We start from the raw sequence: 26,970 nt of genomic DNA, 5'->3' as shown, positions 1-26,970 counted from the left end.
GGCATTCCGTGTGCACCAGACGCCCTCCGCCAGGCCACCGCAACACCCAGCAAGCCTTATCCAGCAAGGCTTCCGAGGAAACCATGGCTATCACCATCAAAAACGAAGACGACATCGCGAAGATGCGCGTCGCCTGTCGGCTCGCGAGCGAAGTGCTCGACTACATCACGCCGTTCGTCAAGGCCGGCGTCACCACTGGCGAGCTCGACCGCCTGTGCCACGAATACATGCTGAAGGACCAGGGCACGGTCCCCGCGCCGCTGAATTACCAGCCGCCCGGCTATCCGCCGTACCCGAAAGCCACCTGCATTTCCGTCAACGACGTAATCTGCCACGGCATTCCCGGCGACAAGGCCCTGAAAAACGGCGACGCGCTGAACATCGACATCACGGTCATCAAGGACGGCTACTTCGGCGACACCAGCCGCATGTTCATCGTCGGCGAAGGGTCGATCATGGCGAAGCGCCTCGTGCAGGCTACCTTCGAGTGCATGTGGCTCGGCATCGACCAGGTGCGCCCCGGCGCGCATCTCGGCGACATCGGCTATGCGATCCAGAAGCACGCCGAAGGCCTCGGCTACAGCGTGGTGCGCGAATATTGCGGCCACGGCATCGGCACCGTGTTCCATGAAGATCCGCAGATCCTGCACTATGGCCGCCCCGGCACCGGCCTCGAATTGCAGGCCGGCATGATTTTCACGATCGAGCCGATGATCAACGCCGGCCGCCGCGACATCCGCACGATGCCCGACCAGTGGACCGTCAAGACCAAGGACCGCAGCCTGTCCGCGCAGTGGGAGCATACCGTGCTCGTCACGGAGACCGGCTACGACGTGCTGACCGTGTCGGCCGGTACGCCCGCGCGTCCGCCCGTGGTCGCGGCTACCGCCTGACCGATTCCGACCTCACCTTCCGTCTGCCAATGAGTAGCGTTCCAGCCGTCGCCCCCTCCCATGCCTCGTCGCTCAAGGCGGACTACAAAGTGGCTAAAGCCCAGTTGCTGGAACGCTTTCGAACGGCCACCAACGTCGACGCGTTGATGGCCGCGCTCGCGCGCGCCACGGACCATTCGCTGCGCGCCGCCTGGGACACCTGCGAACTGCCCGACGATCTCGCACTCGTCGCGGTCGGCGGCTACGGGCGCGGCGAACTCGCGCCGCACTCCGACATCGACATCCTGGTGCTGTTGCCCGACACGCGGCTCGAGCATCTGGAGGCGCGCATCGAGCGCTTCATCAGCCTCGCGTGGGATCTCGGGCTGGAACTCGGCAGCAGCGTGCGCAGCGTGTCGCAATGCCTCGAGGAAGCGGCCAACGACGTCACGGTGCGTACCTCGCTGCTGGAAGCCCGTCGCATCACCGGCAGCCCCGCGCTGTTCGACGATTTCGCCCAACGCTACCGTGCAGCGCTCGACCCGAAGGCGTTCTTCCAGGCTAAGGTGCTCGAAATGCGCCAGCGTCACGCGAAGTTTCAGGACACGCCGTACGCGCTCGAGCCGAACATCAAGGAAAGCCCGGGCGGGCTGCGCGACCTGCAGCTGATCCTGTGGATCACGCAGGCGGCCGGGTTCGGCAGCAGTTGGCGCGAGCTCGAAGCGCGCGGACTGATCACCGAGCGCGAGGCGCGCGAGCTGCGCCGCAACGAGAGCTTCCTGAAGGCGCTGCGCGCGCGGCTGCATGTGATCGCCGGGCGCCGTCAGGACATCCTGGTGTTCGACCTGCAAACGCCGGTCGCCGAAAGCTTCGGCTTCAAGCCGACCGCGACCAAGCGCGCGAGCGAGCAACTGATGCGCCGCTACTACTGGGCCGCGAAAGCAGTCACGCAGCTCGCGACGATCCTGATCCAGAACATCGAGGCGCAGCTGTTTCCGAACACAAGCGGCATCACGCGCGTGCTGTCGGATCGCTTCGTCGAAAAGCAGGGCATGCTCGAAATCACGTCCGACGACGTGTTCCAGCGCGAGCCGAACGCGATCCTCGAAGCGTTCCTGCTTTACGAGCGCACCCCCGGCGTGAAGGGTCTGTCGGCGCGCACGCTGCGCGCGATCTACAACGCTCGTGACGTGATGGACCAGCATTGGCGGCGCGATCCGGAGAACCGCCGGCTTTTCATGGAAATCCTGAAACAGCCGGCCGGCATCACGCATGCGTTCCGGCTGATGAACCAGACCAGCGTGCTCGGGCGTTATCTGCTGAATTTCCGGCGCATCGTCGGGCAGATGCAGCACGACCTGTATCACGTGTACACCGTCGATCAGCACATCCTGATGGTGCTGCGCAATCTGCGCCGCTTCGCGATCGCCGAGCATGCGCACGAATACCCGTTCTGCAGCCAATTGATTGCCAACTTCGACCGGCCGTGGGTGCTGTACGTGGCCGCGCTGTTTCATGACATCGCCAAGGGGCGCGGCGGCGATCATTCCACGCTGGGCATGGCCGACGCGCGGCGCTTCTGCCGGCAGCACGGCATCGAAGGCGAGGATGGCGAACTGGTCGTGTGGCTCGTGCAGCAGCATCTGACGATGAGCCAGGTCGCGCAGAAGCAGGACACCAGCGACCCCGAAGTGATCAAGCGCTTCGCCGAACTGGTCGGCACCGAGCGGCGTCTGACCGCGCTCTATCTGCTGACCGTCGCCGACATCCGCGGTACCAGCCCGAAGGTCTGGAACACGTGGAAAGGCAAGCTGCTCGAAGACCTCTACCGCACCAGCCTCGCCGTGCTGGGCGGCGCTCAACCGGACGAGCATTCGGAACTGAAGTCGCGCAAGGAAGAAGCGCTCGCGCTGCTGCGTCTGGAAACCGTGCCGGAAGGCGCGCAACGGGCGCTGTGGGACAAGCTCGACGTCGGCTACTTCCTGCGCCACGACGCGGCGGACATCGCGTGGCAGACCCGCGTGCTGTATCGCCACGTCGAAACGCCGACGCCGCTCGTGCGCGCGCGGCCGTCGCCGATCGGCGAGGCGCTGCAGGTGCTCGTTTACGTGAAGGACCAGCCCGATCTGTTCGCGGGCATCTGCGCGTATTTCGACCGCAACGGCCTGTCAGTGCTCGATGCGCGCGTCAGCACGACGCGCCACGGCTACGCGCTCGACAACTTCCTCGTCACGCACACCGAAGAGGACGTGCACTATCGCGACATCGCCAATCTGGTGGAGCAGGAACTGACCGCGCGGCTCGCGGGCCACGGCACCTTGCTGCCGGGACCGTCGAAAGGCCGGCTGTCGCGGCTGTCGCGCACCTTCCCGATTACGCCGCGTGTCGACCTGCGGGCCGATGAGCGCGGCCAATACTACATCCTGTCCGTGTCGGCGAACGACCGGCCGGGCCTTCTTTATTCCATCGCGCGCGTGCTGGCCGAGCACCGGGTCGGCGTCGCCTCGGCGCGGATCAATACGCTCGGCGAACGCGTCGAGGACGTGTTCCTGCTCGAAGGACACAGCCTGTCGGACAACCGCCTGCAAATTCAGGTCGAGACCGAACTGCTGCGCGCGATCGCAGTGTGAGATTTCATGCGAATCAAATTAACAGCGAAGCATCCGCGGCCGGCGTCGTCCGAACGCGCCCCTGTCCGCCCCGGCAGCGCGTCGGCGCGTAAGCCGACCCGTCCAGCGCGGCCGAAGCCTTTCGAGGCCGAGGGTGGCGCGAAGCGGCCGGTCGGCGCGAAGCCGGCGGACGCCGGTGCACGCGCGCCGCGTGCCGAAGGGTCGGGGCCGCGCGAACGGGGTGCGGCTGCCGCGAGCGCACCGCGCCGCTTTGAAGGTGCGGCTGAGCGTGGCGAACGTGCCCCCCGGCGCGAATTCGGCGAGCGGACTGAACGCGCGCCGCGTCGCTTCGAAGGCGGCGCTGAGCGTGGCGAGCGCGCTCCACGGCGCGAATTCGGCGAGCGGACTGAACGCGCGCCGCGTCGCTTCGAAGGCGGCGCTGAGCGTGGCGAACGCGCCCCCCGGCGCGAATCCGGCGAGCGGAGTGAACGCGCGCCGCGTCGCTTCGAAGGCGGCGCTGAGCGTGGCGAACGCGCCCCCCGGCGCGAATCCGGCGAGCGGAGTGAACGCGCGCCGCGTCGCTTCGAAGGCGGCGCTGAGCGTGGCGAACGTGCTCCACGGCGCGAATCCGGCGAGCGTGGCGAACCAGCACGGCGTCGCTTCGAAGGCGGCGCTGAGCGCGGCGAACGCGCGCCCCGTCGCGAATTCGGCGAGCGCACAGAACGCGCGCCGCGTCGTTTCGAGGGCAATGCGGAGCGCGGCGAGCGCTCACCGCGCCGCGACGACGGCGAACGCCGTCCGTTCAGCGGTCCACGCGCAGGCGCAGGCAGGCCGTCGGAAGGCAGCGCGCGTGGCGACCGCCCGGTGCGCCCGGAGCGCGATGCCGCCCACCGTCCGCGCTTCGGTAGCGATCGCCGTGAGCCGCAGCAGCGTCGCGGTAGTGATCGAGGCGAGCGCAACTTCGCGAAACCCGTAAAAGGCGCCCACGGCGAGCGCACCGAGCGTCCGGCGCGCGCCACGCGTGAGGACCGCGGCGACCGCGGTGCACGCGGCGACTGGACGCCCTCGCGTCGTGAGTCCGGCGACCGCGCCGCACGCGGCGGTGAACGTACCGAGCGTCGCGAGCGCCCTGCGCGCAGCTTCGACGACACACTGCCAGCCGCAAACCGCCGCTTCGGTGACGACCGGCCAGCCCGCGCCGCCAAGCCGCGAGCCGCGGCATCGGCAACGGCCCAACCCGTCGACACCATCATCGACACCCCGCACCCGCCCCGCCGCGATCGCGAAGATGCGCCGGGCATGCTGCGTCTGTCGAAGCTGATGTCCAAACTCGGCCTGTGCTCCCGCCGCGAGGCCGACGAGTGGATCGAGAAAGGCTGGGTCATGGTCGACGGCGAGCGCGTCGACACGCTCGGCACCAAGGTGTTCCCGGATCAGCGCATCGACATCGATCCAGCCGCCGAAGCCTTTCAGTCGAGCCAGGTGACCGTGATCGTCCACAAGCCGGTCGGCCTCGTATCGGGACAGGCGGAGGACGGCTATCAGCCGGCCATCACGCTCGTCACGCCGGAAAATCGCTGGGAAGGCGACCATTCGGGCATCCGCTTCTCGGTGTCGCATCTGCGTCAGCTCGCGCCGGCCGGACGTCTCGACATCGATTCGACCGGCCTGCTGGTGCTGACGCAGGACGGCCGCATCGCGAAGCAACTGATCGGCGGTCACTCGGACGTGGACAAGGAGTATCTGGTGCGCGTCGCCTACGGCGATCACACGGTCGACGTCGAAAGCCATTTCCCGGCCGAAAAACTCGCGCTGCTGCGCCACGGCCTGTCGCTAGACGACGTCGCGCTCAAGCCCGCGCAAGTCAGCTGGCAAAACGGCGAGCAGCTGCGTTTCGTGCTGCGCGAAGGCAAGAAGCGTCAGATTCGCCGCATGTGCGAACTGGTCGGTCTCGAAGTGGTCGGCCTGAAGCGCGTGCGCATGGGCAACGTGATGCTCGGCGCGCTGCCGCCGGGACAGTGGCGCTATCTGTCTGAAGACGAGTCGTTCTGAAGTCCGTCCAATGCGCCTCGTTGCTCAGAGCGGGCGCATCGGCATAACAAAAAACCCACGCACTCAGGCGTGGGTTTTTTGTTGGCGGCAGCCGTGTCAGTCGTCGCTATTCGGATCCAGATGGGGGAACAGGACCTCGGTAAAGCCGAACTTCGAGAAATCGGTAATGCGCATCGGATACAGCTTGCCGATCAGATGATCGCATTCGTGCTGCACGACCCGTGCATGAAAGCCCTCGGCGACCCGGTCGATCGGATTGCCGAACTGATCGAAGCCGTGATAGCGGATCATCGAAAACCGGCTCACCACGCCGCGCAGTCCCGGCACCGACAGGCAGCCTTCCCAGCTCTCTTCCATGTCCTGCGACACCGGCGTAATGGTCGGATTGATCAGTACCGTCTCCGGCACCGGAGGCGCGTCCGGATAGCGCTCGTTCGAACCGAAGCCGAAAATCACCACCTGCAGATCGACGCCGATCTGCGGTGCCGCAAGACCCGCGCCATTCGCCGCGTGCATGGTCTCGAACATGTCTTCCACGAGCCGGTGCAGCTCGGGCGTGTCGAAGTGATCGACCGGCTCGGCGATTCGCAGCAGGCGCGGGTCGCCCATCTTCAGAATGTCGTGAATCATCAGTGCCCCTCCAGGAGCTTGCGCATACCATCTTCGTCGAGTACGGGGATGCCGAGTTCCTCGGCCTTCGCGAGTTTGCTGCCCGCGTCGGCGCCCGCCACCACGTAACTGGTTTTCTTCGAAACCGACCCCGCCACCTTCGCGCCGGCCCCTTCGAGCATTTCCTTCGCATCCTCGCGCGACAGGTTCGGCAGCGTGCCGGTCAGCACGACCGTCTGGCCGGCCAGCACGCCCTGCGGCGCCTTCGGCGCGGGCGGCCCCTCGGGCCACGTGACTCTGCCCGGCGCGCGCAGCTGCTCGATCACCGTGCGGTTGTGGTCCTCGGCGAAGAACTGGTGGATCGATTCGGCGACGACCGGCCCAACATCGTTGACTTCGAGCAGCGCTTCCAGCGACGCATCCATGATCGGATCGAGCGAGCCGAAGTGCTTCGCAAGATCCTTCGCGGTCGATTCGCCGACATGGCGAATCCCCAACGCGTAGATAAAGCGCGCGAGCGTCGTGTGCTTGGCTTTTTCGAGCGAGTCGAGCAGGTTCTGCGCCGATTTATCGGCGAAGCGGTCGAGCTCCGCGAGCGTCGCGAAGCCGAGATTGAACAGATCGGCCGGCGTGCGGACCAGGTTCTGTTCGACCAGCTGATCGATGATCTTCTCGCCGAGGCCGTCGATATCGAGCGCGCGGCGCTGCGCGAAGTGCCACAGTGCCTGCTTGCGCTGCGCCGGACAGAAGAGCCCGCCCGTGCAGCGGGCAATCGCCTCGTCGGGCAGCCGCTCGATCGCCGAGCCGCACACCGGACACTGCGTCGGCATCACGAACTCGCGAGCGTCGGCCGGACGACGCTCGAGCAGCGCGCTGACCACCTCCGGAATCACGTCGCCGGCGCGCCGCACGATTACCGTGTCGCCGATGCGGATGTCCTTGCGGCGCACTTCGTCTTCGTTGTGCAAGGTCGCGTTCGTGACCGTCGCGCCGCCGACGAACACCGGCTCCAGCCGCGCGACCGGCGTGATCGCGCCGGTGCGGCCGACCTGCACGTCGATCGCGACGAGCCTCGTCAGCGCTTCCTGCGCGGGGAATTTGTGCGCGAGCGCGAAGCGCGGCGCGCGCGACACGAAGCCGAGCCTGTCCTGCTCGTCGCGCCGGTTGACCTTGTAGACGACGCCGTCGATGTCGTACGGCAGTCTGTCGCGCTTCTCGCCGACCGCGTGGAAGAAGCCGAGCAGGCCTTCGGCGCCCTGCACGACCGCACGCTCGCCATTGACCGGCAAGCCCATCTCCTTGTACCAGTCGAGCAGTTCGCTATGCGTGGCCGGCATCTCGATGCCGTCGAGCACGCCGATCCCATACGCGAAAAACGACAGCGGCCGCTGCGCGGTGATCTTCGAATCGAGCTGGCGCAAGCTGCCGGCCGCCGCGTTGCGCGGGTTCGCGAATTCGCGTTGCCCGGCGGCGCGCTGGCGTTCGTTCAGCCGCTCGAAGTCGCGCTTGAACATCAGCACTTCGCCGCGCACGTCGAGCACGTGCGGCACGCGCTTGCCCTTCAGCTTCAGCGGAATCGAGCGGATCGTGCGGACGTTTTCGGTGACGTTCTCGCCAGTCGTGCCGTCGCCGCGCGTGGACGCCTGCACGAACACGCCGTCGACGTAGCGCAGCGAGATCGCGAGACCGTCGAATTTCAGCTCGGCCGCGTAGTCGACGGGGACCGGCGGCTCGCCCGCGTTGTTGCCGAGCGCGTCGCCGATGCGCTTGTCGAACGCGACGATGTCTTCGTCGGCGAAACCGTTGTTCAGCGACAGCATCGGCTGATCGTGCACGACCGGCTCGAAACCGCTCGCGGCCTCGCCGCCGACGCGCTGCGTCGGCGAATCGGGCACGATCAGATCCGGATGCTCGGCCTCGATGCGCTCCAGCTCCTTGAACAGCTTGTCGTACTCGGCATCCGGCAGATCCGGCTGATCGAGCACGTAGTACGCGTAGTTCGCGCGTTCGAGTTCCGCGCGCAACCACGCGGCCCGTTCGGCCGGAGCGCTGGTTGCGGAAGAAGGGACGGAGGATCGGGCCATGCTGTCGGAAGCTTCTCGAGATGAAAGTCGGACATCGGATTATCGCAGGAAGCGTGCCCCTTTACATCGGTGAATACCGGGCGAGCCATGCTGCAATGCAAGCCTGAAACGACGACGGCCGCACATCGTGCGGCCGTCGTCAAAACGCGTAGAACGCTGCAATGGACTTACTGGCTGAACAGGCGCCGCGTGGCCGGCGAACCCGCCGGAATGCCCGCCTGTTCGAGCTTCGCGTACAGCGTCATCAACTGTTTTTCGATCGCGAGCAGCGCGCTTTCGGGCAACGGCCGGCGGCCGTCGTCGACCACGCGTCCGCCGATACGCTCGGCCAGCGACTTCGCGTAATCGCACATCAGACGGAACGGCAGAATGTCTTCGTCGGCGACCGGCACGTCGAGCACCAGCGTGATCATCTCGCCGCCTTTATACGTGAGGTCGTCGCGCAGGAAGTTGGTGTCGCCGAACTGCAGCATGAATACCGGGTTTTGCCGCGAATCGAGCTTGACGAAGCGCGTGCCGTCACGCGACAGCAGCAGACCGTCCTGCGACGCGACCGCCTGCACGTAGTTGGCCGACCACGGTGCGCCGTCCGACAGCACGTTGATCGACAGTTGCGCGTCGCACTGGGCGGCAAAGCCATCGAGCTCGCGCGCCATCGCGACGGTTTCGAGCATGTCGGGGAATTCCGGCGCGGCGTCGAGCGCGTCGGCGAACTGCTGCACGCCGGTCACGAACTCGGAAAATTCCAGCTCGTTGAGCGCGCCGCTGCGGTTCGCGAGCTGCGCGGCCGCGCGCAGTTCTTCGTAGCGCGCGCCGTTCTGCAGCAGCTCCCATGCGCCGCCACCTTCGGGCTTGCCTTCGATATGCACGGGCTTGCTGCCCGCGCGGCGCAAGCGCTGCGCGAGCGGCAGCACCTTGTCGCCGGCCACGGGACCGTTCAATCGGATCGGCACGATACAGTCGATGCGCCGATCGACGATGGCCGGTGGCGCCGACGAGATCGTCGTGGCAGCCGGCAGGATCGGTTCGACCCGCTCGTGCTCGGCGGGCGCCGGCTGGGCCGCGGGCGCTTCGGCCGCGGGTCGCTCCACATCGGCGTCCGAAGCCGCCGCATGCTCGCCTTCGCCGGCGGTATCGGAATCCGCCAACGGATAACCGTTCGGCGACGTCATCTCGGCCTGGATATCAGCCGGTGTATCGAGCGGCGCCGCGCCCGCGCCGAACGTCGGCTCGACGCGCGCGGCGCTCGGGTGCGCGGTCGGCTCGGCGCTCACGCTCGGCTCGCGCCGCGTGGTCGGCCGGGCCGGCTCGATGAACGGACTCTGCTCCTCATGCTCGTCCCGCGCAAAGCTCTCGGCGGTGTCGGCCGGCATCGGCCGCGGCATCTTGCGACGCACCTTCGCGCCCTGCCACGCGTTGTACACGACCACGCCCCCCACCACCACGGCACCCGCGCCGATCAAACCGAGTGTCAACTCGTCCATGCATGCTCCATCAGCAATTCTTCTATCCACGCGGGCCTGTCGTCCGCTCCACGTACCGCGCGGCTCTCATCGAGGCCGCTGCGCTGGATGCGGATGCCCGCGAAGGCGTTAACTCAACCGATATTCTGGGCGAAACCCGCCGCCGTTTCCATGTCGACCGCAACGATCCGCGAGACGCCCTGCTCCTGCATCGTGACGCCGATCAGCTGCTGCGCCATCTCCATCGCGATCTTGTTGTGCGAGATGAAGAGGAACTGGGTTTTGTCCGACATCGCCCGGACCAGATTCGCGAAGCGTTCGGTGTTGGCGTCGTCGAGTGGCGCGTCCACCTCGTCGAGCAGACAGAATGGCGCCGGATTCAGCTGGAACATCGCGAACACGAGCGCGGTCGCGGTCAGCGCTTTCTCGCCGCCCGACAGCAGGTGAATCGTCGAATTCTTCTTGCCCGGCGGCTGCGCCATCACCTGCACGCCGGCGTCGAGGATTTCGTCGCCGGTCATGATCAGCTTCGCCTGGCCGCCACCGAAGAGACGCGGGAACAGTTCGCCGAAATGACGGTTCACTTCATCGAACGTGCTTTGCAGCAGCGTGCGCGTTTCGGCGTCGATCTTGCGGATCGCGTCTTCGAGCGTTTCGATCGCGCTCGTCAGGTCGGCCGACTGCGAATCGAGGAAGCTCTTGCGCTCGGTCGCGGCCTTCAGCTCGTCGAGCGCGGCCATGTTGACCGGCCCGAGCGCGATGATCGCGTTGTTGATGCGCGTGACTTCGCCCTGCAGGTACGACGGCTTCATGTCCGGCGTCAGCTTCGCTTGCAGCTCGGCTTCATCGACCCCGGCTGCCGTCAATTGCTCGACGAACTGCTCGCCGTTGATGCGCGCGGCCTGCTCCTTCAACTGCAATTCGTTGATGCGGTCGCGCAGCGGCTGCAGCGCGCGCTCGGCGGTGAGACGCGTTTCGTCGGCCGAGCGCAGCTTCGCGGTCAGGTCGTCGAGCTCGACGCGCGCGGCGCGCAGCGCCTCTTCCTTGACGGCGCGGATATCGAGCGCGTCCTGCAGACCCGTGTGCGCGGTCTGCTCGTTGATCGTTTCGAGCTCGGCGCGCGCGTCTTCGAGCGAGCCCGCAACGCGCTCGCTCTGCTCGTGCGCGACCTGAATGCTGCGCTTCAATTCGTCGATGCGGTTCGCCATGTTGCGCGCGGCAAAGCGCGCGTCGGTGGCGGCGCGGTCGAGGTCGCGTGCTTCGCCGCGGGCGGTCGTCAGTTCTTCGTCGAGTGCTTCGAAGGCGAGCTGATGATCTTCGAAGCGCGCCTGCAGTTCGGCAAGCTCGCCGTCGTGACGCTCGAAGTTCGCTTCCGATTCCGCGCGCAGCGCACGCTGCTCGTCGACCTGGGCGGCGATCTCTTCGAGTTCCTCGCGAATCTGCGTGCTGCGCTGTGTGTAGCGCTCGTGCGCCTGGGTGAGCTTCAGCACGTCCATCTGCAACGCGTGGACCCGCTGCGTCGCGCGTTCGGCTTGCTGACGCATTTCGGCGAGCGCCTGCGCCGCCTGCGTGTGAGCGGCTTCGGCGCGGATCGCGGCGGCCTTCGCCTCGTCGGCGAGCAGCGCCTGCGCACGCACCTGGCGGCCGAGATTTTCGATTTCCTGCTGACGGGCGAGCATGCCGGCCTGTTCGGAATCGGCCGCGTACAGTTGCACGCCGACGCGCGTGACCACGTGCCCCGCCTTCACCACGAATGCGCCGCCCTCGGGCAGCTGCGCGCGCATCGAAAGCGCCTGCTGCAGATCGTCGGCGACGAACGCAAGGCCGAGCCAGTCGGTCAGCACCGCGCGGATACCCGCGTCCTCGATGCGCACGAGCGACAAAAGCGAGCGCAGCGCGCCGGCGGACGGGGCCGGCTGACCGGCCGCGGGCGGTGCGTAGAACGCGAGCTTGGCGGGGGGCGCGTCGGTTGCGAACGCCTTGACCCAGTCGAGATTCGACACTTCGAGCGCGGCGAGGCGCTCGCGCAGCACTGCTTCGAGCGCGGTTTCCCAACCGGCCTCGACATGCAGCTTCTTCCATAGACGCGGCAGGCTGCCCAATTCGTGCTTGTCGAGCCACGGCTGGATCTTGCCTTCGGTCTGCACGTTTTCCTGCAGCTGCTTGAGCGCGGCGAGGCGCGCATCGAGCTGATGAATCTGCGCGCTTTCGGCCTGCACGCGCTCCTGCGCGGCGCGCCGTTCGCCGTCGAGCCGCGGCAGGGTTTCCTGCGCGTCGGCGAGGCGTCCCTGCGCGTCGTGCAGGATTTCCTCGTGCTCGGCGAGCTGCATGCGCAACTCCTCGAGCTGCGCTTCGTCGGGCGCGTCGAGGCCGCCCTCTTCCGATTTCAGCCGCTCATGGCGCTGCTGCAACTGCTGCAACTGCTGATCGGCATTGCGCTGATGCGCGGCTTCGAGCTTCAGCGCCTGCTCGGTCTGCGCGATGCCGGCGCGCTCGGTGTTCAGCTCCGCCTGCGCGTCGCGCCAGCGCGCTTCGAGCGCGGGCAGCGCGTCGTGCTTAGCGGCGGCGTTCTCTTCGGCCAGCACGGCTTTTTCTTCGGCGACGGCCAGTTGCTCTTCGGCGTCGGCGATATCGTCCTGCGCCTTGTCAGCCTGCGATTGCCACTGTTCGCGCTGCGCGGTCAGCGCGGCGATCTGCGCCTGCACGCGGTTGCGCGATTCGACGATGAAGCGGATCTCGGCTTCCAGCCGGCTCACTTCCGCGTTCGCCTCGTACAGCGCGCCCTGAGCGCCCTGCATCGCGTCGCTCGCCGAGTAATGCGCGACGCGCAGCGTTTCGAGTTCCGCCTCGACTTCGCGCAGCTTCGCGGTTTGCGCCTCGAGGTCGATCTGCGCCTGTTCGATCGCGCGTTGCTGACGCTGCTGCTCGCCAGCCGCCTCGTTCTTGCGCAATAGCCACAAGAGACGCTGCTTTTCCTCGCCATCGCTTTGCAGCTCGCGATAACGCGTCGCGACGACCGCCTGCCCCTCCAGCTTCTCAAGGTTCGTGCCGAGCTCGCGGATGATGTCCTCGACGCGCGTCAGGTTCTCGCGCGTGTCGTGCAGACGGTTCTCGGTCTCGCGGCGGCGTTCCTTGTACTTCGACACGCCGGCGGCTTCTTCGAGGAACACACGCAGCTCTTCGGGCTTCGCCTCGATCAGCCGCGCAATCATGCCCTGCCCGATGATCGCGTACGCACGCGGACCCAGGCCGGTGCCGAGGAAGATGTCCTGGATGTCGCGGCGGCGCGCCGGCAGATTGTTGATGTAGTAGCTCGAGGTGCCGTCGCGCGTCAGCACGCGCTTCACGGCGATCTCCGCATACTGGCCCCACTGGCCGGCGGCGCGGCCGTCCGCGTTGTCGAACACGAGTTCGACGCTCGCGCGGCTGCCGGGCTTGCGGGCGGTCGAGCCGTTGAAGATCACGTCCTGCATCGACTCGCCGCGCAATTCAGAGGCGCGCGATTCGCCGAGCACCCAGCGCACGGCGTCGATGATGTTGGATTTGCCGCACCCGTTCGGACCGACCACGCCAACCAGCTGGCCTGGGACCTGGAAATGCGTGGGATCGACGAAGGATTTGAAGCCAGCGAGTTTGATCGAGGTGAGCCGCACGGCGATTTCGCTGTTTGAAAAGAGAGTGTGATAGGTGGCTCGCGAGGTTGCGCCAGTCGTTCACCGCCGCGGCGGGACGGCCCCACGCAACCTCGCGAGCCTTCGCAATTTGTTGCCGGCTGCGTGCGCCCATGCACATCGGAGGCACAGGTGCGCATGCGCCGGCTAATGAGGGGCAATCATACCATCGCGCGTGGACGATTCTTACCACCCTTTCGGTGGTCGTCGCTGTCGCCGTCACGGCCGTGTCCGTCACCGCGTTGCTCACCGCACGGGCCACCGCGTCCATCGTCGCCGCTCGGCCCGTCCGTGTCGCCGATGGCCGGATCGGGGGGCGCCGTCCTCGTCCGATGCACCCAGCTCGACAACGCCGATGCGAGCACGATGCACGCGCCGCCGGCCCATTCGCGCGGCCCCGGTACTTCGCCGGCGAACAGCCACGCCGACAGCGCCGTCACGACCAGCTCGAACAGCATGATGATCGAAGCGCGATTGGCCGGCACGCGCGAGAGCCCGTACTGCACCAGCATATTGTTCGACGCGAGCAGCAGACCGAGACCGAGCACCAGCAGCGCCGCGGTATCCAGATGCGCGCCGGTGGGCGGCGCGGGCATCGGCTCGATTAGCGACGCGAGCGCGCCGAACAGCGCCGCGCCGCCGAAGACCACCGCGGTGCGCATTTCGGGCTTCATGTCCGGCAGCACGCGGCTCGTCTTCAGGATCAGCACATTGCTCATCGCGAAGCCCATGCCGCCGGCGAGCCCGGCGCATTCGGCGGGACTGCCGGGCACCGGAATGCCGAGCCGCGGCGACCACAGCATCGTCATCGCGCCCGCGAGCGACAGCGTGGCCAGCGCCGCGCCCGACCACGTGAGCCTCTCATGCAGGATGAAATGTGCGAACAGCGCGGTCCACGCGGGCGTCAGATAGAACAGCAGCAGCACGCGCATCACCTGACCGTGGATCGCGCCCCACACGAAGCCGAGATTCGTGACGCCCGCGGCCAGCGCAAGCGCCGGCAGCAGCCAGTGCCATCGCACGGTCTTCAGCGCGCGATGCCGCACGAGCAGCACGAACAGGCAGCCGGTGCCGCTCGTCAGCGCGCTCGCTGCGGTGCCGGTCACGCCGAGCGCGGCGAGCATGCGCAGCGGGTACCAGACCATCCCCCAGACCGACGCGCCCAGCATGATCGCGAGCGTCGGCCAGCCGTTGCGAAGCCAGTTGGTCATGGGGCCGGACTCCGACGGGCGCCGTGGGCGGGTCGGATGAGGGTCCAGCCGGGTGTCTGCTGTTCTGCTGCGTACATTGCTGCTCCTGCAAAATTCTTTTACGCGAACCGTAGGGGATTCGCGCCGTTCCCGCCGCGGCGCGCCGGTGCGCCGCCTCGCGGATTGCTGCCGCGCCGCGCGGCAACCTCCCGCTTGGCCCGCGGCGCGCCACGCTATAATCGTCAGTTCGCCGCCGCTGGTGGCCGGCTCGCCGCCGGCCAGTCCATCGCGCGCAGGGACGCCGATTCATGTTTGATGCACCGACGCCCGCCGGCGCGCGTGCCCGGTCGTCCCGACTTTCATCCGCGTCCATTCCGATCAGGCCAACTCGTTCCGTGAATCCGCTACTCGACTCCCTTCAGCCCTATCCGTTCGAAAAGCCTGCGCCTGCTTTTCAAGGACATCACGCCGCCGGCCGGCCTCGCGCATATCAGCTTCGGCATCGGCGAGCCGAAACATCCGACGCCGCCGCTGATCCGCGACGCCGTCATCGCTTCGCTCGGCGGCCTCGCCGCCTATCCGGCCACGCTCGGCTCGGCGCCGCTGCGTCAGTCGATCGCGAAGTGGGTCACGCAACGCTACAACCTGCCGCCGCTCGATCCGCTGACCGATGTGCTGCCGGTGTCCGGTTCGCGCGAGGCGCTGTTCGCGCTCGCGCAGACGGTGCTGAACCCGCGCCGCAATGCCGACGGAGAGCCTGCGATCGTACTCTGTCCGAACCCGTTCTACCAAATCTACGAAGGCGCGGCGCTGCTCGGCGGCGCCCAGCCGTACTTCGTCAACAGCGACCCGGCGCGCAACTTCGCGTGCGACTACTCGGCGGTGCCCGCCGACGTCTGGGCGCGCACGCAACTGCTGTACGTCTGCTCGCCGGGCAACCCGACCGGCGCCGTGCTCACGCTCGACGACTGGCGCGAACTGTTCGCGCTGTCGGACCGCTACGGCTTCGTGATCGCGTCGGACGAGTGCTACTCGGAAATCTATTTCGACGAGTCGAAGCCGCCGCTCGGCGGTCTCGAAGCGGCCCACCAGCTCGGCCGCGGCTTCGAGCGCCTCGTGATGCTATCGAGCCTGTCGAAGCGCTCGAACGTGCCGGGCATGCGCTCGGGCTTCGTCGCCGGCGACGCGTCGATCCTGAAGTCGTTCCTGCTGTACCGCACGTACCACGGCGCGGCGCTCTCCACCGTGTACCAGAGCGCGAGCGTGGTCGCGTGGAGCGACGAGACCCACGTGCGCGAGAACCGCGCGAAGTACCTGCAGAAGTTCACCACCGTCACGCCGATGCTCGCCGACGTGCTCGACGTGCGCCTGCCCGACGCCGCGTTCTACCTGTGGGCCAATGTCGAGCGCACCGGCCTCACGGACACCGAGTTCGCCCAGCGCCTCTACGCCGACTATAATGTGACGGTTCTGCCGGGCTCGTTCCTCGCGCGCACCGCGCACGGCGTGAACCCCGGCCGCAATTTCGTGCGCCTCGCGCTCGTCGCCGATGTCGACGAATGCACGGCAGGCGCGCAGCGGATCGTCGAATTCTGCCGATCTCTCGCTGCGGCTTGAGCCGCATCCGAGCCGCACCGCATCCCCGTCTCCAGACTTCAACCCTTCATAAAATCACGCATATGTCGCAACAACTTCAGAGCATCATCGATACCGCCTGGGACAACCGCGCCGAGCTGTCGCCGAAAGCCGCGCCGGCCGAAGTGCGCGAAGCCGTCGCCCACGCGATCGAGCAACTCGATAAGGGCGCGCTGCGCGTCGCCGAAAAGAAGGACGGCGACTGGGTCGTCAACCAGTGGCTGAAGAAGGCCGTGCTGCTGTCGTTCCGTCTGGAAGACAACGCGCCGATGCCGGCCGGCGGCTACAGCCAGTTCTACGACAAGGTGCCGTCGAAGTTCGCCAACTACACCGCTGAAGACTTCGCCGCCGGCGGCTTCCGCGTGGTGCCGCCCGCGATCGCGCGCCGCGGCTCGTTCATCGCGAAGAATGTCGTGCTGATGCCGTCGTACACCAACATCGGCGCATACGTCGACGAAGGCACGATGGTCGACACGTGGGCCACCGTCGGCTCGTGCGCGCAGATCGGCAAGAACGTGCACCTGTCGGGCGGCGTCGGCATCGGCGGCGTGCTGGAGCCGCTGCAGGCGAACCCCGTCATCATCGAAGACAACTGCTTCATCGGCGCGCGCTCGGAAGTCGTCGAAGGCGTGATCGTCGAGGAAAACTCGGTGATCTCGATGGGCGTCTACCTCGGGCAGAGCACCAAGATTTACGACCGCGAAACCGGCGAAGTCACGTACGGCCGCATTCCGGCGGGCTCGGTCGTGGTGGCGGGCAACCTGCCGTCGAAGGACGGCACGCACAGCCTGTACTGCGCGGTCATCGTCAAGAAGGTCGACGCGAAAACGCGCGCAAAGGTCGGCCTGAACGAGTTGCTGCGAGGCGACTGATGGCGCGCGGCACCAAAACCGTCGTCTATGGCATTCCGAACTGCGACACCGTGAAGAAGGCACGTGTGTGGCTCGAAGAGCACGGCGTCGAGTTCGAGTTTCACGACTTCAAGAAGGCCGGCGTGACCGAGCCGCTCGTGCAGGACTGGCTCAAGGACGTCAAGCTCGACGCGCTGCTGAACCGCCGCGGCACGACGTGGCGCGCGCTGTCCGACGACATGAAGGCGGCCGCTGAAACGCAGCCGGGCGCGATCGCACTGATGATCCACAAGCCGTCGGTGATCAAGCGGCCGGTGCTGGTCGTGAACGGGCGCGTGAAGTCGCTCGGTTTTTCCGCCGACGACTACGCGGCGCTGTTTGCCTGAGCGCCAGACTCAGGCACAAGGCAGTGAGACGCGCGGCCTCGCGCCGCGTCGTTCAAAGGCTGTTGCCGGCTGCGGTGGCTCACCGCGAGCCGGCATTTTTTCATTTCAAAGTGGCTTGTACTGAATCCATGTCCGGCACCCTCGCCCTTACCGAACAACTGATCGCGCGCGCGTCCGTGACGCCCGACGACCAGCATTGCCAGCGTCTGTTGATCGAGCGCTTGGCCGCGCTCGGCTTCGAACACGAGACGATCGAATCCAACGGTGTGACCAACCTGTGGGCCGTAAAACGCGGCGTCGACGGCACCGCGGGCAAGCTGCTCGCGTTCGCCGGTCACACCGACGTGGTGCCGACCGGCCCGCTCGAACAATGGCGCTCGGCGCCGTTCGAGCCGACCCAGCGCGACGGCAAGCTGTACGGCCGCGGCGCGGCGGACATGAAGGCGTCGATCGCCGGCTTCGTCGTCGCGAGCGAGGAGTTCGTCGCGGCCAACCCTCGGCACCGCGGCTCGATCGCGTTCCTGATCACGAGCGACGAGGAAGGTCCCGCCACCGACGGCACCGTCAAGGTCGTCGAAGCATTGCAGGAGCGCGGTGAGCGCATGGACTACTGCATCGTGGGCGAGCCGACGTCGAGCGAGCGGTTCGGCGACATGGTCAAGAACGGCCGGCGCGGGTCGATGTCGGGCAAGCTGGTCGTCAAGGGCGTGCAAGGCCATATCGCTTATCCGCATCTGGCGAAGAATCCGGTGCACCTGCTCGCGCCAGCGCTCGCCGAGCTCGTTGCCGAGCGCTGGGACGATGGCAACGAATATTTCCCGCCGACCACCTGGCAGGTGTCGAACATCCACAGCGGCGCCGGCGCGACCAACGTGATCCCCGGCCATGCGGACGTGATGTTCAACTTCCGCTTCTCGACCGCGAGCACCGTCGAAGGACTGCAAAAGCGCGTGCATGCGATTCTCGACAAACACGGCCTCGAATACGAACTGCATTGGACCGTGAGCGGCCTGCCGTTTCTCACCCCGCGCGGCGAGCTGTCGAGCGCGCTCGCACAAGCGATCAAGGACGAGACCGGCGTCGACACCGAGCTGTCGACCACCGGCGGCACGTCGGACGGCCGCTTCATCGCGCGCATCTGCAAGCAGGTGATCGAGTTCGGTCCGCTTAACGCGAGCATCCACAAGATCGACGAACATATCGAAGTCGCCCATATCGAGCCGCTGAAGAACGTGTATCGCCGCGTGCTCGAACAACTGATCGCATAACCAGGAACCTTGCGATGACGCTTCCTTTTTGCACCGTCCGCGACCTGCTGCGTTATGCAGTGTCGCGTTTTAGCGAGGCCAAGCTGTCTTTCGGCCACGGCTCGGCCAATGCCTACGACGAAGCCGCCTATCTGATTCTGCACACGCTGCACCTGCCGCTCGACCTGCTCGAGCCGTTTCTCGATGCGCGCCTGACCACGGCCGAAATCGAGGCGGTGCTGAACGTGATCGAGCGACGCGCGGCCGAACGCGTGCCGGCCGCGTACATCACGCAGGAAGCGTGGATGCACGGCTATCACTTTTACGTCGACGAGCGCGTGATCGTGCCTCGCTCGTTCATCGGCGAGCTGCTGCAGGACGGCCTGCAGCCGTACGTCGAGGACCCCGAGCAGGTCGGCGCGGTGCTCGAGCTGTGCACCGGCTCTGGTTGTCTCGCGATCCTCGCCGCCCACGCGTTCCCGAACGCCGACGTCGACGCGGTCGATCTGTCCGCGCCCGCACTCGAAGTCGCGACGCGCAACGTGCTCGACTACCACCTCGACGACCGCATCGCGCTGTTCGAAGGCGATCTGTACGCGCCGCTCGCCGAGCGCCGCTACGACGTGATCATCAGCAACCCGCCGTACGTGAACGCGAAGTCGATGCAGGAGTTGCCGGCCGAATACAAGCACGAGCCGGAGATGGCACTCGCGGGTGGCGCGGACGGCATGGACATCGTGCGCCGGATCATTGCCGACGCGCGCAACTGGCTGACCGAAGACGGCGTACTCGTCATCGAGATCGGCAACGAACGCGAGCACGTCGAAGCGGCGTTCGGCGGTCTGGACCTCGTGTGGCTGTCCACCAGCGCCGGCGACGACAACGTGTTCCTGATTCAGGCCAGCGACTTGCCGGTCTGAGTGCGGCGTGCTGTCCGTTTGATTGCGCGACGTGCGCGGCGCCGCTTGCAGCGGATTTCGCAAGTGACGCGCGCGCCGCGCGCCGCAGCACACACGGTTTCTTCGTACGAGTTTTTGCGCTATTTTTTAGCGCGGGTTTTTAGCCCGTTTTTGGCGCTTTCCCAGGCGCCGCAGCCGCAGTCTGAATTCGTTGCCCGACGCGTTCGCCGCAGACCACGAAGCGAGCCTGTGCCCGCCTCCGTTTCCTGAATCACGGCGCTTCGCCAACTGTTCGCGAGCTTATGACATTCGACCTGCTTCACGTCGGCCCGCTGGTTCTCCTTGCCCACATTCTCGGCATCATCGCGGCTGCTCACGCGATCCTCCATACCCGCACCTCGCAAGGGGCGATCGCGTGGGCCGTGTCGCTCGTCGCGATGCCTTATCTGACGCTCGTGCCCTACCTGTTCCTTGGCCGCAGCAAGTTCGCCGGCTACGCGGACGCGCGCCGCGTCGAGAACGAGCTGCTGCGCACACGCGCGCATCCGCAGGTGTGGGACACGCACGCGTCGTCGGCCGGGCTGCCGACGCAGCAGCTCGGCTCGCGGCTCGTGCAGTCGCTGACGCGCCTCGGCGGCATGCCGTTCCTGCCCGGCAATACCGTGCGCACACTGATCAACGGCACGGCGACTTTCGAGGCGATCTTCGACGCGATCCAGAACGCGCGCCGCTATGTAATCGTGCAGTTCTTCATCGTGCGCGCCGACGCGCTCGGCGACATGCTGAAAGACGCGCTGATCGCGAAAGCGCAACAAGGCGTGCGCGTGTACTTTCTGTATGACAGCATCGGCAGCTTCGATCTGCCGCACCGCTACGTCGCGGCACTGCGCGCGGCCGGCATCGAGATGCAGCCGTTCGCGACGAACCGCCGCTTCGTCAACCGTCTGCAACTGAACTTCCGCAATCACCGCAAGATCGTGGCGGTCGACGGCGAGCGCGCGTTTATTGGCGGTCACAACGTAGGCGTCGAATATCTGGGCGCGAAGCCGCCGCTGTCGCCGTGGCGCGATACGCACATCGAGGTGCGCGGCCCGGCGGTCGCCAGCATCCAGTTCGTTTTTATCGAGGACTGGTACTGGGCCACGCAGCAGTTGCCCGAGTTCGACCTGCCGGCCGCTGAATCAGCCGTCCCATCCGTCGAACAGCACGACGCCCGCGACACCATCGAACGCCCCGCGAACAACATGCACTGCATCGTGCTGCCGAGCGGCCCGGCCGACAAACAGGAGACCTGCTCGCTGTTTTTCGTCGAAGCGATCAACGCGGCGCGCGAACGGATCTGGATCACGACGCCCTACCTCGTGCCCGACGAGGCGGTGTTCGCCGCGCTGCGGCTCGCGGCGCTGCGCGGCGTCGACGTGCGCATCCTGATTCCGAGCCGGCGCGATCACCGCGTGGTGTTCGAGGCGTCGAAGCTATACGCATACGACTCGCTGCGCGCAGGCATTCGCATCTTCCGCTATCAGCCGGGTTTCCTGCACCAGAAGGTCGTGCTGATCGACAGCAGCGCGGCCGCGATCGGCAGCGCCAATCTCGACAACCGTTCGTTCCGTCTGAACTTCGAGATCATGGTGCTGACCGTCGACCGCGGCTTCGCGCTCGAAGTCGAAACGATGCTGCTCGACGACTTCGCCGAGTCGCGTGAAATCGATCGCGACGAGTACCGCAAGGCGAACGCGCTGCGACGCATGCTGATGCACGTCGCGCGGCTCTTTTCGCCGATCCTGTAAAAGCGCTCCTGTTACAGCAGCGCTTCGATATCCTCGGTGATCGCCTCGGGCTTCGTCAGCGGCGCATAGCGCTTGACCACGTTGCCGTCGCGGCCAATCAGAAACTTCGTGAAATTCCACTTGATCGCCTCGAGGCCGAGCAGCCCCGGCGCTTCGATCGTCAGGTAACGGAACAGCGGGTGCGCGTTCGGGCCGTTCACGTCGATCTTGTCGAACATCGGGAACGTCACGCCGTAGTTCTTCTCGCAGAAGCTGCCGATCTGCGCGGCGTCGCCCGGCTCCTGCTTGCCGAACTGATTGCACGGAAAGCCGAGCACCGCGAGCCCGCGCGCCGCATAGGCGTCGTACAGCTTCTGCAAGCCCGCGTACTGCGGCGTGAACCCGCATTCGCTCGCGGTATTGACAATCAGCATCACCTTGCCTTGGTACTTCGCGAGACTCGCTTCCTCGCCGCCGAGCGTGCGTGCCGAAAACGAATAGATCGATGTCATGTGCCCTCCCGTGAAAGCCGTCAGTCTATGCCAAAAGCGCTGCCGATACAGTCAACCGAATGGCCGATGGCGGCTGCGCTCGATGTGACAGCCGGGCGATCGGCGCCGTGCGCCCGGCAACCCGCCGGGCAGTCTAAAATAGCGGTTTTCTTCAGCCGGCCACGTCGTGATCCGCTTCAATCAGTTCAGCCTCGCGCGCGGCACCAAGCCGCTTTTCGACAACACCACGTTCACGTTGAACCCCGGTGAAAAAGCCGGCCTCGTCGGGGCGAACGGCGCGGGCAAGTCAACGCTGTTCGCCGTGCTGCGCGGCGAGCTGCATGCGGACGGCGGCGATTTCTCGATCCCGCCGACCTGGCGCATCGCCCACGTCGCGCAGGAAACCCCCGCCGTCGACAAAACCGCCCTCGCCTACACGCTCGACGGCGACGCCGCGCTGCGCGACATCGAGGCGCGCATCGCTTCGGCCTCCGCGGCGCACGACGGCGCGGCCGAAGCCGAAGCCCACGCCGCGTTCGCCGACGCCGACGGCTACACCGCGCCGGCTCGCGCCGAAGCGTTGCTGCTCGGCCTCGGCTTCACGCTCGACCAGACCCGTGAGCCGGTCACGAGCTTCTCGGGCGGCTGGCGCATGCGGCTGAATCTCGCGCAGGCGCTGATGTGCCGCTCCGACCTGCTGCTGCTCGACGAACCGACCAACCACCTCGACCTCGACGCGATCGTGTGGCTCGAAGACTGGCTCAATCGCTATGCCGGCACGCTGATCGTGATCTCGCACGACCGCGAGTTTCTCGATTCCGTCTGCAATGTCACGCTGCATCTCGAGAACCAGCAGATCAAGCGCTACGGCGGCAACTACTCGGAATTCGAAGTGCTGCGCGCGCAGCAGATCGCGCTGCAACAGAGCGCGTACGAAAAGCAGCAGCGCACGGTCGCGCATCTGCAGAGCTACATCAACCGCTTCAAGGCACAGGCCACCAAGGCGCGTCAGGCGCAAAGCCGGGTGAAGGCGCTCGAGAAGATGGAGCTGATCGCGCCCGCGCACGTCGCATCGCCGTTCACGTTCGAGTTCCGTACGCCCGACTCCGCGCCGAATCCGATGATGGTGATGGAAGACGTGCGCTGTGGCTATCACGCCGAAGACGGCAGCGAGATTCCGATCGTCGAGCGCGTGATGCTGTCGATCCAGAACGGTCAGCGCATCGGCCTGCTCGGTGCGAACGGCCAGGGCAAGTCGACGCTGATCAAGACGCTCGCGGGCACGCTCGAACCGCTCTCCGGCCACGTGCGCGAAGGCAAGGGTTTGCGCATCGGCTACTTCGCGCAGCATCAGCTCGAAACGCTGCGCCCGGACGACACGCCGTTGCAGCACCTCGCGCGTCTCGCGCCCGATACGCGCGAGCAGGAACTGCGCGACTTCCTCGGCAGCTTCAACTTTTCCGGCGACATGGCGACCGCGAAGATCGCGCCGTTCTCGGGCGGCGAGAAGGCACGCCTCGCGCTCGCGCTGATCATCTGGCAGAAGCCGAACCTGCTGCTGCTCGACGAGCCGACCAACCACCTCGATCTCGAAACGCGCCACGCGCTGACGATGGCGCTCGCGCAATTCGAAGGCACGCTGATTCTGGTGTCGCACGACCGCCATCTGCTGCGCGCGACGACCGATCAGTTCATGCTGGTCGCGAAGCATCGTCTGCAGGAATTCGACGGCGATCTCGACGACTATCGCGACTGGCTGCTGCAGCATGCGGCCGAGCAGCGCGCGGCGTTGAAGGCGAATGCTTCCGGTGCGTCGGACGCAGCGTCCAGCGGCGCGGCAAATGGCGACAGCAACGTCAATCGCAAGGAGCAGCGTCGCCTCGAAGCGGAAACGCGGCAGAAGCTCGCGCATCTGAAAAAGCCGCTGCAAAGCCGTATCGCGAAGATCGAAAAGGAAATGGACGCGCTCAACGCGGAGAAGACGACGCTAGATACATTCGTCGCCGATCCCGCGAGTTACGAGCCGGAGCAGAAGAGCAAACTGACGGAGGCGATCCGCCGTCAGGCAGACGTGAACGCGCGCCTCGATACGCTCGAAGCCGAATGGCTCGAGACGCACGAGGAACTCGAACAGATCGGCTAGCGGCACGCAACGGCCGGGCCGCGCCGGCATCCACGGGAGCTTGGTTTTGTCACTTGCGAACTCGTCGTCCGCGTCATCGGTGTCTGGACCCGCAGCTGCAACGGCAACCGAGGTGCCGCCACCGTTGCAAGGACTCCGCGTGCTCGACCTCACGCGCCTCTTGCCGGGGCCGGCGGCCGCGCTGCGTCTCGCCGAACTCGGCGCCGATGTGCTGAAGATCGAGGCGCCCGGCGCGGGCGACCCGACGCGCACGATGATGCAATCGTCGAGCGATCGTGTCGCGGGCCGGCCCGGTGCGTTCTACCGGATGGTCAATCGCGGCAAGCGCGAGACGCGCCTCGACCTCAAATCGGAAGCGGGACGCAACGTGCTGCGCGCGCTCGCGGCCGAAGCCGACGTTCTGATCGAGAGCTCCCGGCCCGGCGTGATGGAGCGACTCGGCCTGGGTTACGCGACGCTCAGCGCAGCCAATCCGCGGCTCGTCTATTGCGCGATCAGCGGATATGGCGCAAGCGGTCCATTCGCGGACCATGCCGGTCACGACCTGAACTACATCGGCTATGCGGGCGTGCTCGATCAACTGGCAAGCCGCGACGGTGCGCCGATCCTGCCGAACTTCCAGATCGCCGATCTGCTCGGTGGCGCCTTGAGCGCGGTCACGCAGATTCTCGCCGCGCTCTGGCATGTCGCGCGAGGCGGCGCGGGCCGCTTCGTCGATGTATCGATGACACACACGAGCTATGCGCACAACTTCGTCGCGCAGGTCTCGCTGCTCAACGAAGGGGCGGCGCCCGCCGCGGGCAGTGGTCTGTTGAATGGCGGCGTGCCCTGCTACAACCTGTACCGCACGAGCGATGAGCGCTGGCTCGCGGTCGGCGCGCTCGAATTGAAGTTCTGGGAAACGCTGTGCATGGCGCTCGACCGGCCCGAATGGGCGACGCGTCACTGGAGCCTGGGGCAGGCGATCGGCGGTCCCGATGCCTTGGCGCTCATCCGGGAACTCGCTGAGGTGATCGCGACGCGCACGCTCGGCGAATGGGTGGAATCGTTGGAATCGCTCGATTGCTGCGTGTCGCCGGTGCTCACGCCCGCTGAAGCGGCGCAGCATCCGCTGTTCAATCCGCACGCGTATGCGGCGGTGGCCGCGAGCGCCGCCGACTCAGACGACGACGGGGCCTGAACCGCCACCGTCAACGCCGCGTCGCCGTCTGTCGCGGCAACGTTTGACGCGGCGATTTCTCGTCGTCGTACAGCAAGTGCTTGCGACCTTCCACATGGCGGCTGATCGTGGCGCGCACTTCGGCGGCTGTCACGTCTTCGGCCACCACCCGCCGCGAGATCTGCCCGGCGGTGTCGATCCACTCGACGATTCGGCAAGCGCCGCCCCAAGGCTGATGAATCGGTGCGGAGACCCGGCAGCCGCGCACCTGGATGTGCTGGTCGGCAGCGGTTTCATGTGACTGTTTCAAAGCGCGATCCTTTTTCGAGCATCAGAAGGGATGCATATCATTGCAGCTTAGGAAAAAGGTATGGCGGCCAGGTTACAGCCAATATGGCGATATTTACAGGGCATTACGGGACCGCAAGCGCACAAAGTACCGGCGAGCCGTCCCGGCTCCGTCTATTCGAGCGAGCGGACGCGGTCGATGGCCTGTTCGATCCGTTCGACCGCAACGACCTGTAAGCCTTCGATCGGCTGCTTCGGTGCATTGGCCTTCGGAATCACCGCCACCGAGAAGCCGAGCTTGGCCGCTTCCTTCAGGCGTTCCTGACCGCGCGGCGATGGCCGGATTTCGCCGGCGAGGCCGACTTCGCCGAACACGACGAGCCCTTTCGGCAGCGGCTTGTTGCGCATCGACGAATGAATCGCGAGCAGTACCGAGAGGTCGGCGGCGGGCTCGGAGATCTTCACGCCGCCCACCGCGTTCAGGAACACGTCCTGATCGAAACAGGCGATGCCCGCGTGCCGATGCAGCACCGCGAGCAGCATCGCGAGCCGGTTCTGTTCGAGGCCGACCGCGAGGCGGCGCGGATTCGGCGCGTTGGCCGAATCGACGAGCGCCTGCACTTCGACAAGCAACGGCCGGGTGCCCTCCTGCGTGACGAGCACGCACGAACCCGGCACCGACTGCTCGTGCTGCGACAAAAACAATGCCGACGGATTCGCGACGCCGCGCAAACCACGCTCGGTCATCGCGAACACGCCGAGCTCGTTGACCGCGCCGAAGCGGTTCTTGATCGCGCGCACGAGACGGTACGACGAGTGCGTATCCCCCTCGAAATACAGCACCGTATCGACGATATGTTCGAGCACGCGCGGCCCCGCAAGCGCGCCCTCTTTCGTCACGTGCCCGACCATGATGATCGTGGTGCCCGACTGCTTGGCGATGCGCGTGAGTTGCGCGGCGCACTCGCGCACTTGCGCAACCGAGCCCGGTGCCGATGTCAAAGCATCCGAATAGACGGTCTGGATCGAATCGATCACGGCGACTTCGGGCCGTTGCTCGGTGATCGTCGCCTGAATCTTCTCGAGCTGGATTTCCGCGAGCAATTGCAGTTCGCTCGCCTTCGAGCCGGGTTCGAGCAGTGCGAGCCGTTGCGCGCGCAACGCGATCTGCGCGCCCGATTCTTCGCCGCTGATATAGAGCGCGCGCTTGTCCGCGGCGATTTCCGCGAGCGACTGCAACAGCAGCGTCGATTTACCGATGCCCGGATCGCCGCCGATCAACACCACGCCGCCCGGCACGAGGCCGCCGCCGAGCACGCGGTCGAATTCGCTGACGCCGGTGGAAAAGCGTGGCACGTCCGACGCGTCGATGTCGGCGAGGCGCCGCACTGGTGTGCTCTTCGCAAGCGACTGGAAACGGTGACCGGACGGCGCCTCGGCGACCGATTCGACGAGCGTGTTCCACGCCTGGCAGGACGGGCATTGACCGGACCACTTCGACGACTGTCCGCCGCATTCGCCGCAGATGTACAACGTCTTCGCTTTCGCCACG

At 66.4% G+C, this 26,970-nt stretch carries 18 protein-coding genes and 1 pseudogene; 11 read left to right on the top strand and 8 right to left on the bottom strand.

Going from position 1 to position 26,970, the window contains the following annotated elements:
* The first annotated feature begins 8 nt into the window (after positions 1-8).
* Genes map through QFZ91_RS22025 form a run of 3 tightly spaced genes read left to right on the top strand, consistent with a single transcriptional unit; the run spans position 9 to position 5,533 of the window.
* A complete protein-coding gene (map, locus tag QFZ91_RS22035; RefSeq protein ID WP_368595108.1) occupies positions 9-893 on the top strand; it encodes a type I methionyl aminopeptidase in 885 nt (294 codons plus the stop codon).
* A gap of 29 nt (positions 894-922) precedes the next feature.
* A complete protein-coding gene (locus QFZ91_RS22030; RefSeq protein WP_429568415.1) occupies positions 923-3,502 on the top strand; it encodes a [protein-PII] uridylyltransferase in 2,580 nt (859 codons plus the stop codon).
* Positions 3,503-3,508: 6 nt separating this feature from the next.
* Complete coding sequence (locus QFZ91_RS22025) at positions 3,509-5,533, top strand: pseudouridine synthase (RefSeq protein ID WP_429568414.1); 2,025 nt, start codon at positions 3,509-3,511, stop codon at positions 5,531-5,533.
* A gap of 96 nt (positions 5,534-5,629) precedes the next feature.
* Here QFZ91_RS22025 and def read toward each other — a convergent pair whose 3' ends face one another.
* The 5 genes from def to QFZ91_RS22000 form a co-directional block, all read right to left on the bottom strand.
* Positions 5,630-6,163 (bottom strand): peptide deformylase, encoded by a 534-nt coding sequence (def, locus tag QFZ91_RS22020; protein WP_429568413.1) that lies wholly within the window; start codon positions 6,161-6,163, stop codon positions 5,630-5,632.
* Positions 6,163-8,226 carry an NAD-dependent DNA ligase LigA gene (gene ligA, locus QFZ91_RS22015; RefSeq protein ID WP_429568412.1) on the bottom strand — a complete coding sequence of 688 codons (2,064 nt, stop codon included), beginning with the start codon at positions 8,224-8,226 and terminating at the stop codon, positions 6,163-6,165. Before ligA ends, def begins: the two co-directional genes overlap by 1 nt.
* A gap of 167 nt (positions 8,227-8,393) precedes the next feature.
* Positions 8,394-9,710: a cell division protein ZipA C-terminal FtsZ-binding domain-containing protein gene (locus QFZ91_RS22010; RefSeq protein ID WP_429568411.1), complete on the bottom strand. Its 1,317-nt coding sequence runs from the start codon at positions 9,708-9,710 to the stop codon at positions 8,394-8,396.
* A gap of 113 nt (positions 9,711-9,823) precedes the next feature.
* Positions 9,824-13,342: a chromosome segregation protein SMC gene (gene smc / locus QFZ91_RS22005; RefSeq protein ID WP_429568410.1), complete on the bottom strand. Its 3,519-nt coding sequence runs from the start codon at positions 13,340-13,342 to the stop codon at positions 9,824-9,826.
* 179 nt (positions 13,343-13,521) lie between these two features.
* Positions 13,522-14,571, bottom strand: a complete 1,050-nt coding sequence (locus QFZ91_RS22000) for a DMT family transporter (protein ID WP_429568409.1) — start codon at positions 14,569-14,571, stop codon at positions 13,522-13,524.
* Positions 14,572-14,945: 374 nt separating this feature from the next.
* On the opposite strand from QFZ91_RS22000, the pseudogene dapC reads away from it, so the two are divergent.
* The 6 genes and pseudogenes from dapC (at position 14,946) to cls (ending at position 21,358) form a co-directional block, all read left to right on the top strand.
* Positions 14,946-16,167 (top strand): annotated as a pseudogene (gene dapC, locus QFZ91_RS21995) (succinyldiaminopimelate transaminase).
* A 62-nt stretch (positions 16,168-16,229) separates the two neighbouring features.
* Positions 16,230-17,057 (top strand): 2,3,4,5-tetrahydropyridine-2,6-dicarboxylate N-succinyltransferase, encoded by an 828-nt coding sequence (gene dapD, locus QFZ91_RS21990; RefSeq protein ID WP_008923562.1) that lies wholly within the window; start codon positions 16,230-16,232, stop codon positions 17,055-17,057.
* Entirely contained in the window at positions 17,057-17,422 is a 366-nt protein-coding gene (locus QFZ91_RS21985; protein ID WP_176124961.1) for an ArsC family reductase, read from the top strand. Before dapD ends, QFZ91_RS21985 begins: the two co-directional genes overlap by 1 nt.
* 128 nt (positions 17,423-17,550) lie before the next feature.
* A complete protein-coding gene (gene dapE / locus QFZ91_RS21980) occupies positions 17,551-18,690 on the top strand; it encodes a succinyl-diaminopimelate desuccinylase (RefSeq protein ID WP_176379207.1) in 1,140 nt (379 codons plus the stop codon).
* A gap of 14 nt (positions 18,691-18,704) precedes the next feature.
* Positions 18,705-19,589: a 50S ribosomal protein L3 N(5)-glutamine methyltransferase gene (gene prmB / locus QFZ91_RS21975; protein WP_368592676.1), complete on the top strand. Its 885-nt coding sequence runs from the start codon at positions 18,705-18,707 to the stop codon at positions 19,587-19,589.
* Positions 19,590-19,870: 281 nt separating this feature from the next.
* A complete protein-coding gene (cls, locus tag QFZ91_RS21970; protein WP_429568408.1) occupies positions 19,871-21,358 on the top strand; it encodes a cardiolipin synthase in 1,488 nt (495 codons plus the stop codon).
* An 11-nt stretch (positions 21,359-21,369) separates the two neighbouring features.
* Here the strand turns inward: cls and QFZ91_RS21965 are convergent, their stop codons facing one another.
* Positions 21,370-21,849: a glutathione peroxidase gene (locus tag QFZ91_RS21965; RefSeq protein ID WP_013089718.1), complete on the bottom strand. Its 480-nt coding sequence runs from the start codon at positions 21,847-21,849 to the stop codon at positions 21,370-21,372.
* A 166-nt stretch (positions 21,850-22,015) separates the two neighbouring features.
* On the opposite strand from QFZ91_RS21965, the gene QFZ91_RS21960 reads away from it, so the two are divergent.
* Together QFZ91_RS21960 and QFZ91_RS21955 are read left to right on the top strand one after the other, a co-directional pair.
* Positions 22,016-23,971: an ATP-binding cassette domain-containing protein gene (locus QFZ91_RS21960; RefSeq protein ID WP_429568407.1), complete on the top strand. Its 1,956-nt coding sequence runs from the start codon at positions 22,016-22,018 to the stop codon at positions 23,969-23,971.
* Positions 23,972-24,095: 124 nt separating this feature from the next.
* Positions 24,096-25,151 (top strand): CaiB/BaiF CoA transferase family protein, encoded by a 1,056-nt coding sequence (locus tag QFZ91_RS21955; RefSeq protein ID WP_429568406.1) that lies wholly within the window; start codon positions 24,096-24,098, stop codon positions 25,149-25,151.
* 10 nt (positions 25,152-25,161) lie between these two features.
* Here QFZ91_RS21955 and QFZ91_RS21950 read toward each other — a convergent pair whose 3' ends face one another.
* Entirely contained in the window at positions 25,162-25,440 is a 279-nt protein-coding gene (locus QFZ91_RS21950; RefSeq protein WP_176108271.1) for a DUF2866 domain-containing protein, read from the bottom strand.
* Positions 25,441-25,592: 152 nt separating this feature from the next.
* On the bottom strand, positions 25,593-26,969 hold the full coding sequence (gene radA / locus QFZ91_RS21945; protein WP_429568405.1) for a DNA repair protein RadA: 1,377 nt from the start codon (positions 26,967-26,969) through the stop codon (positions 25,593-25,595).
* Between the last annotated feature and the right edge of the window lies 1 nt (position 26,970).

Origin of the sequence: Paraburkholderia sp. JPY419, from assembly GCF_050435705.1 — a bacterium.
GTDB lineage: Bacteria > Pseudomonadota > Gammaproteobacteria > Burkholderiales > Burkholderiaceae > Paraburkholderia > Paraburkholderia youngii.
Note: the sequence above shows the minus strand (reverse complement) of the source record. Positions and strands in the feature narration are given on the sequence as shown.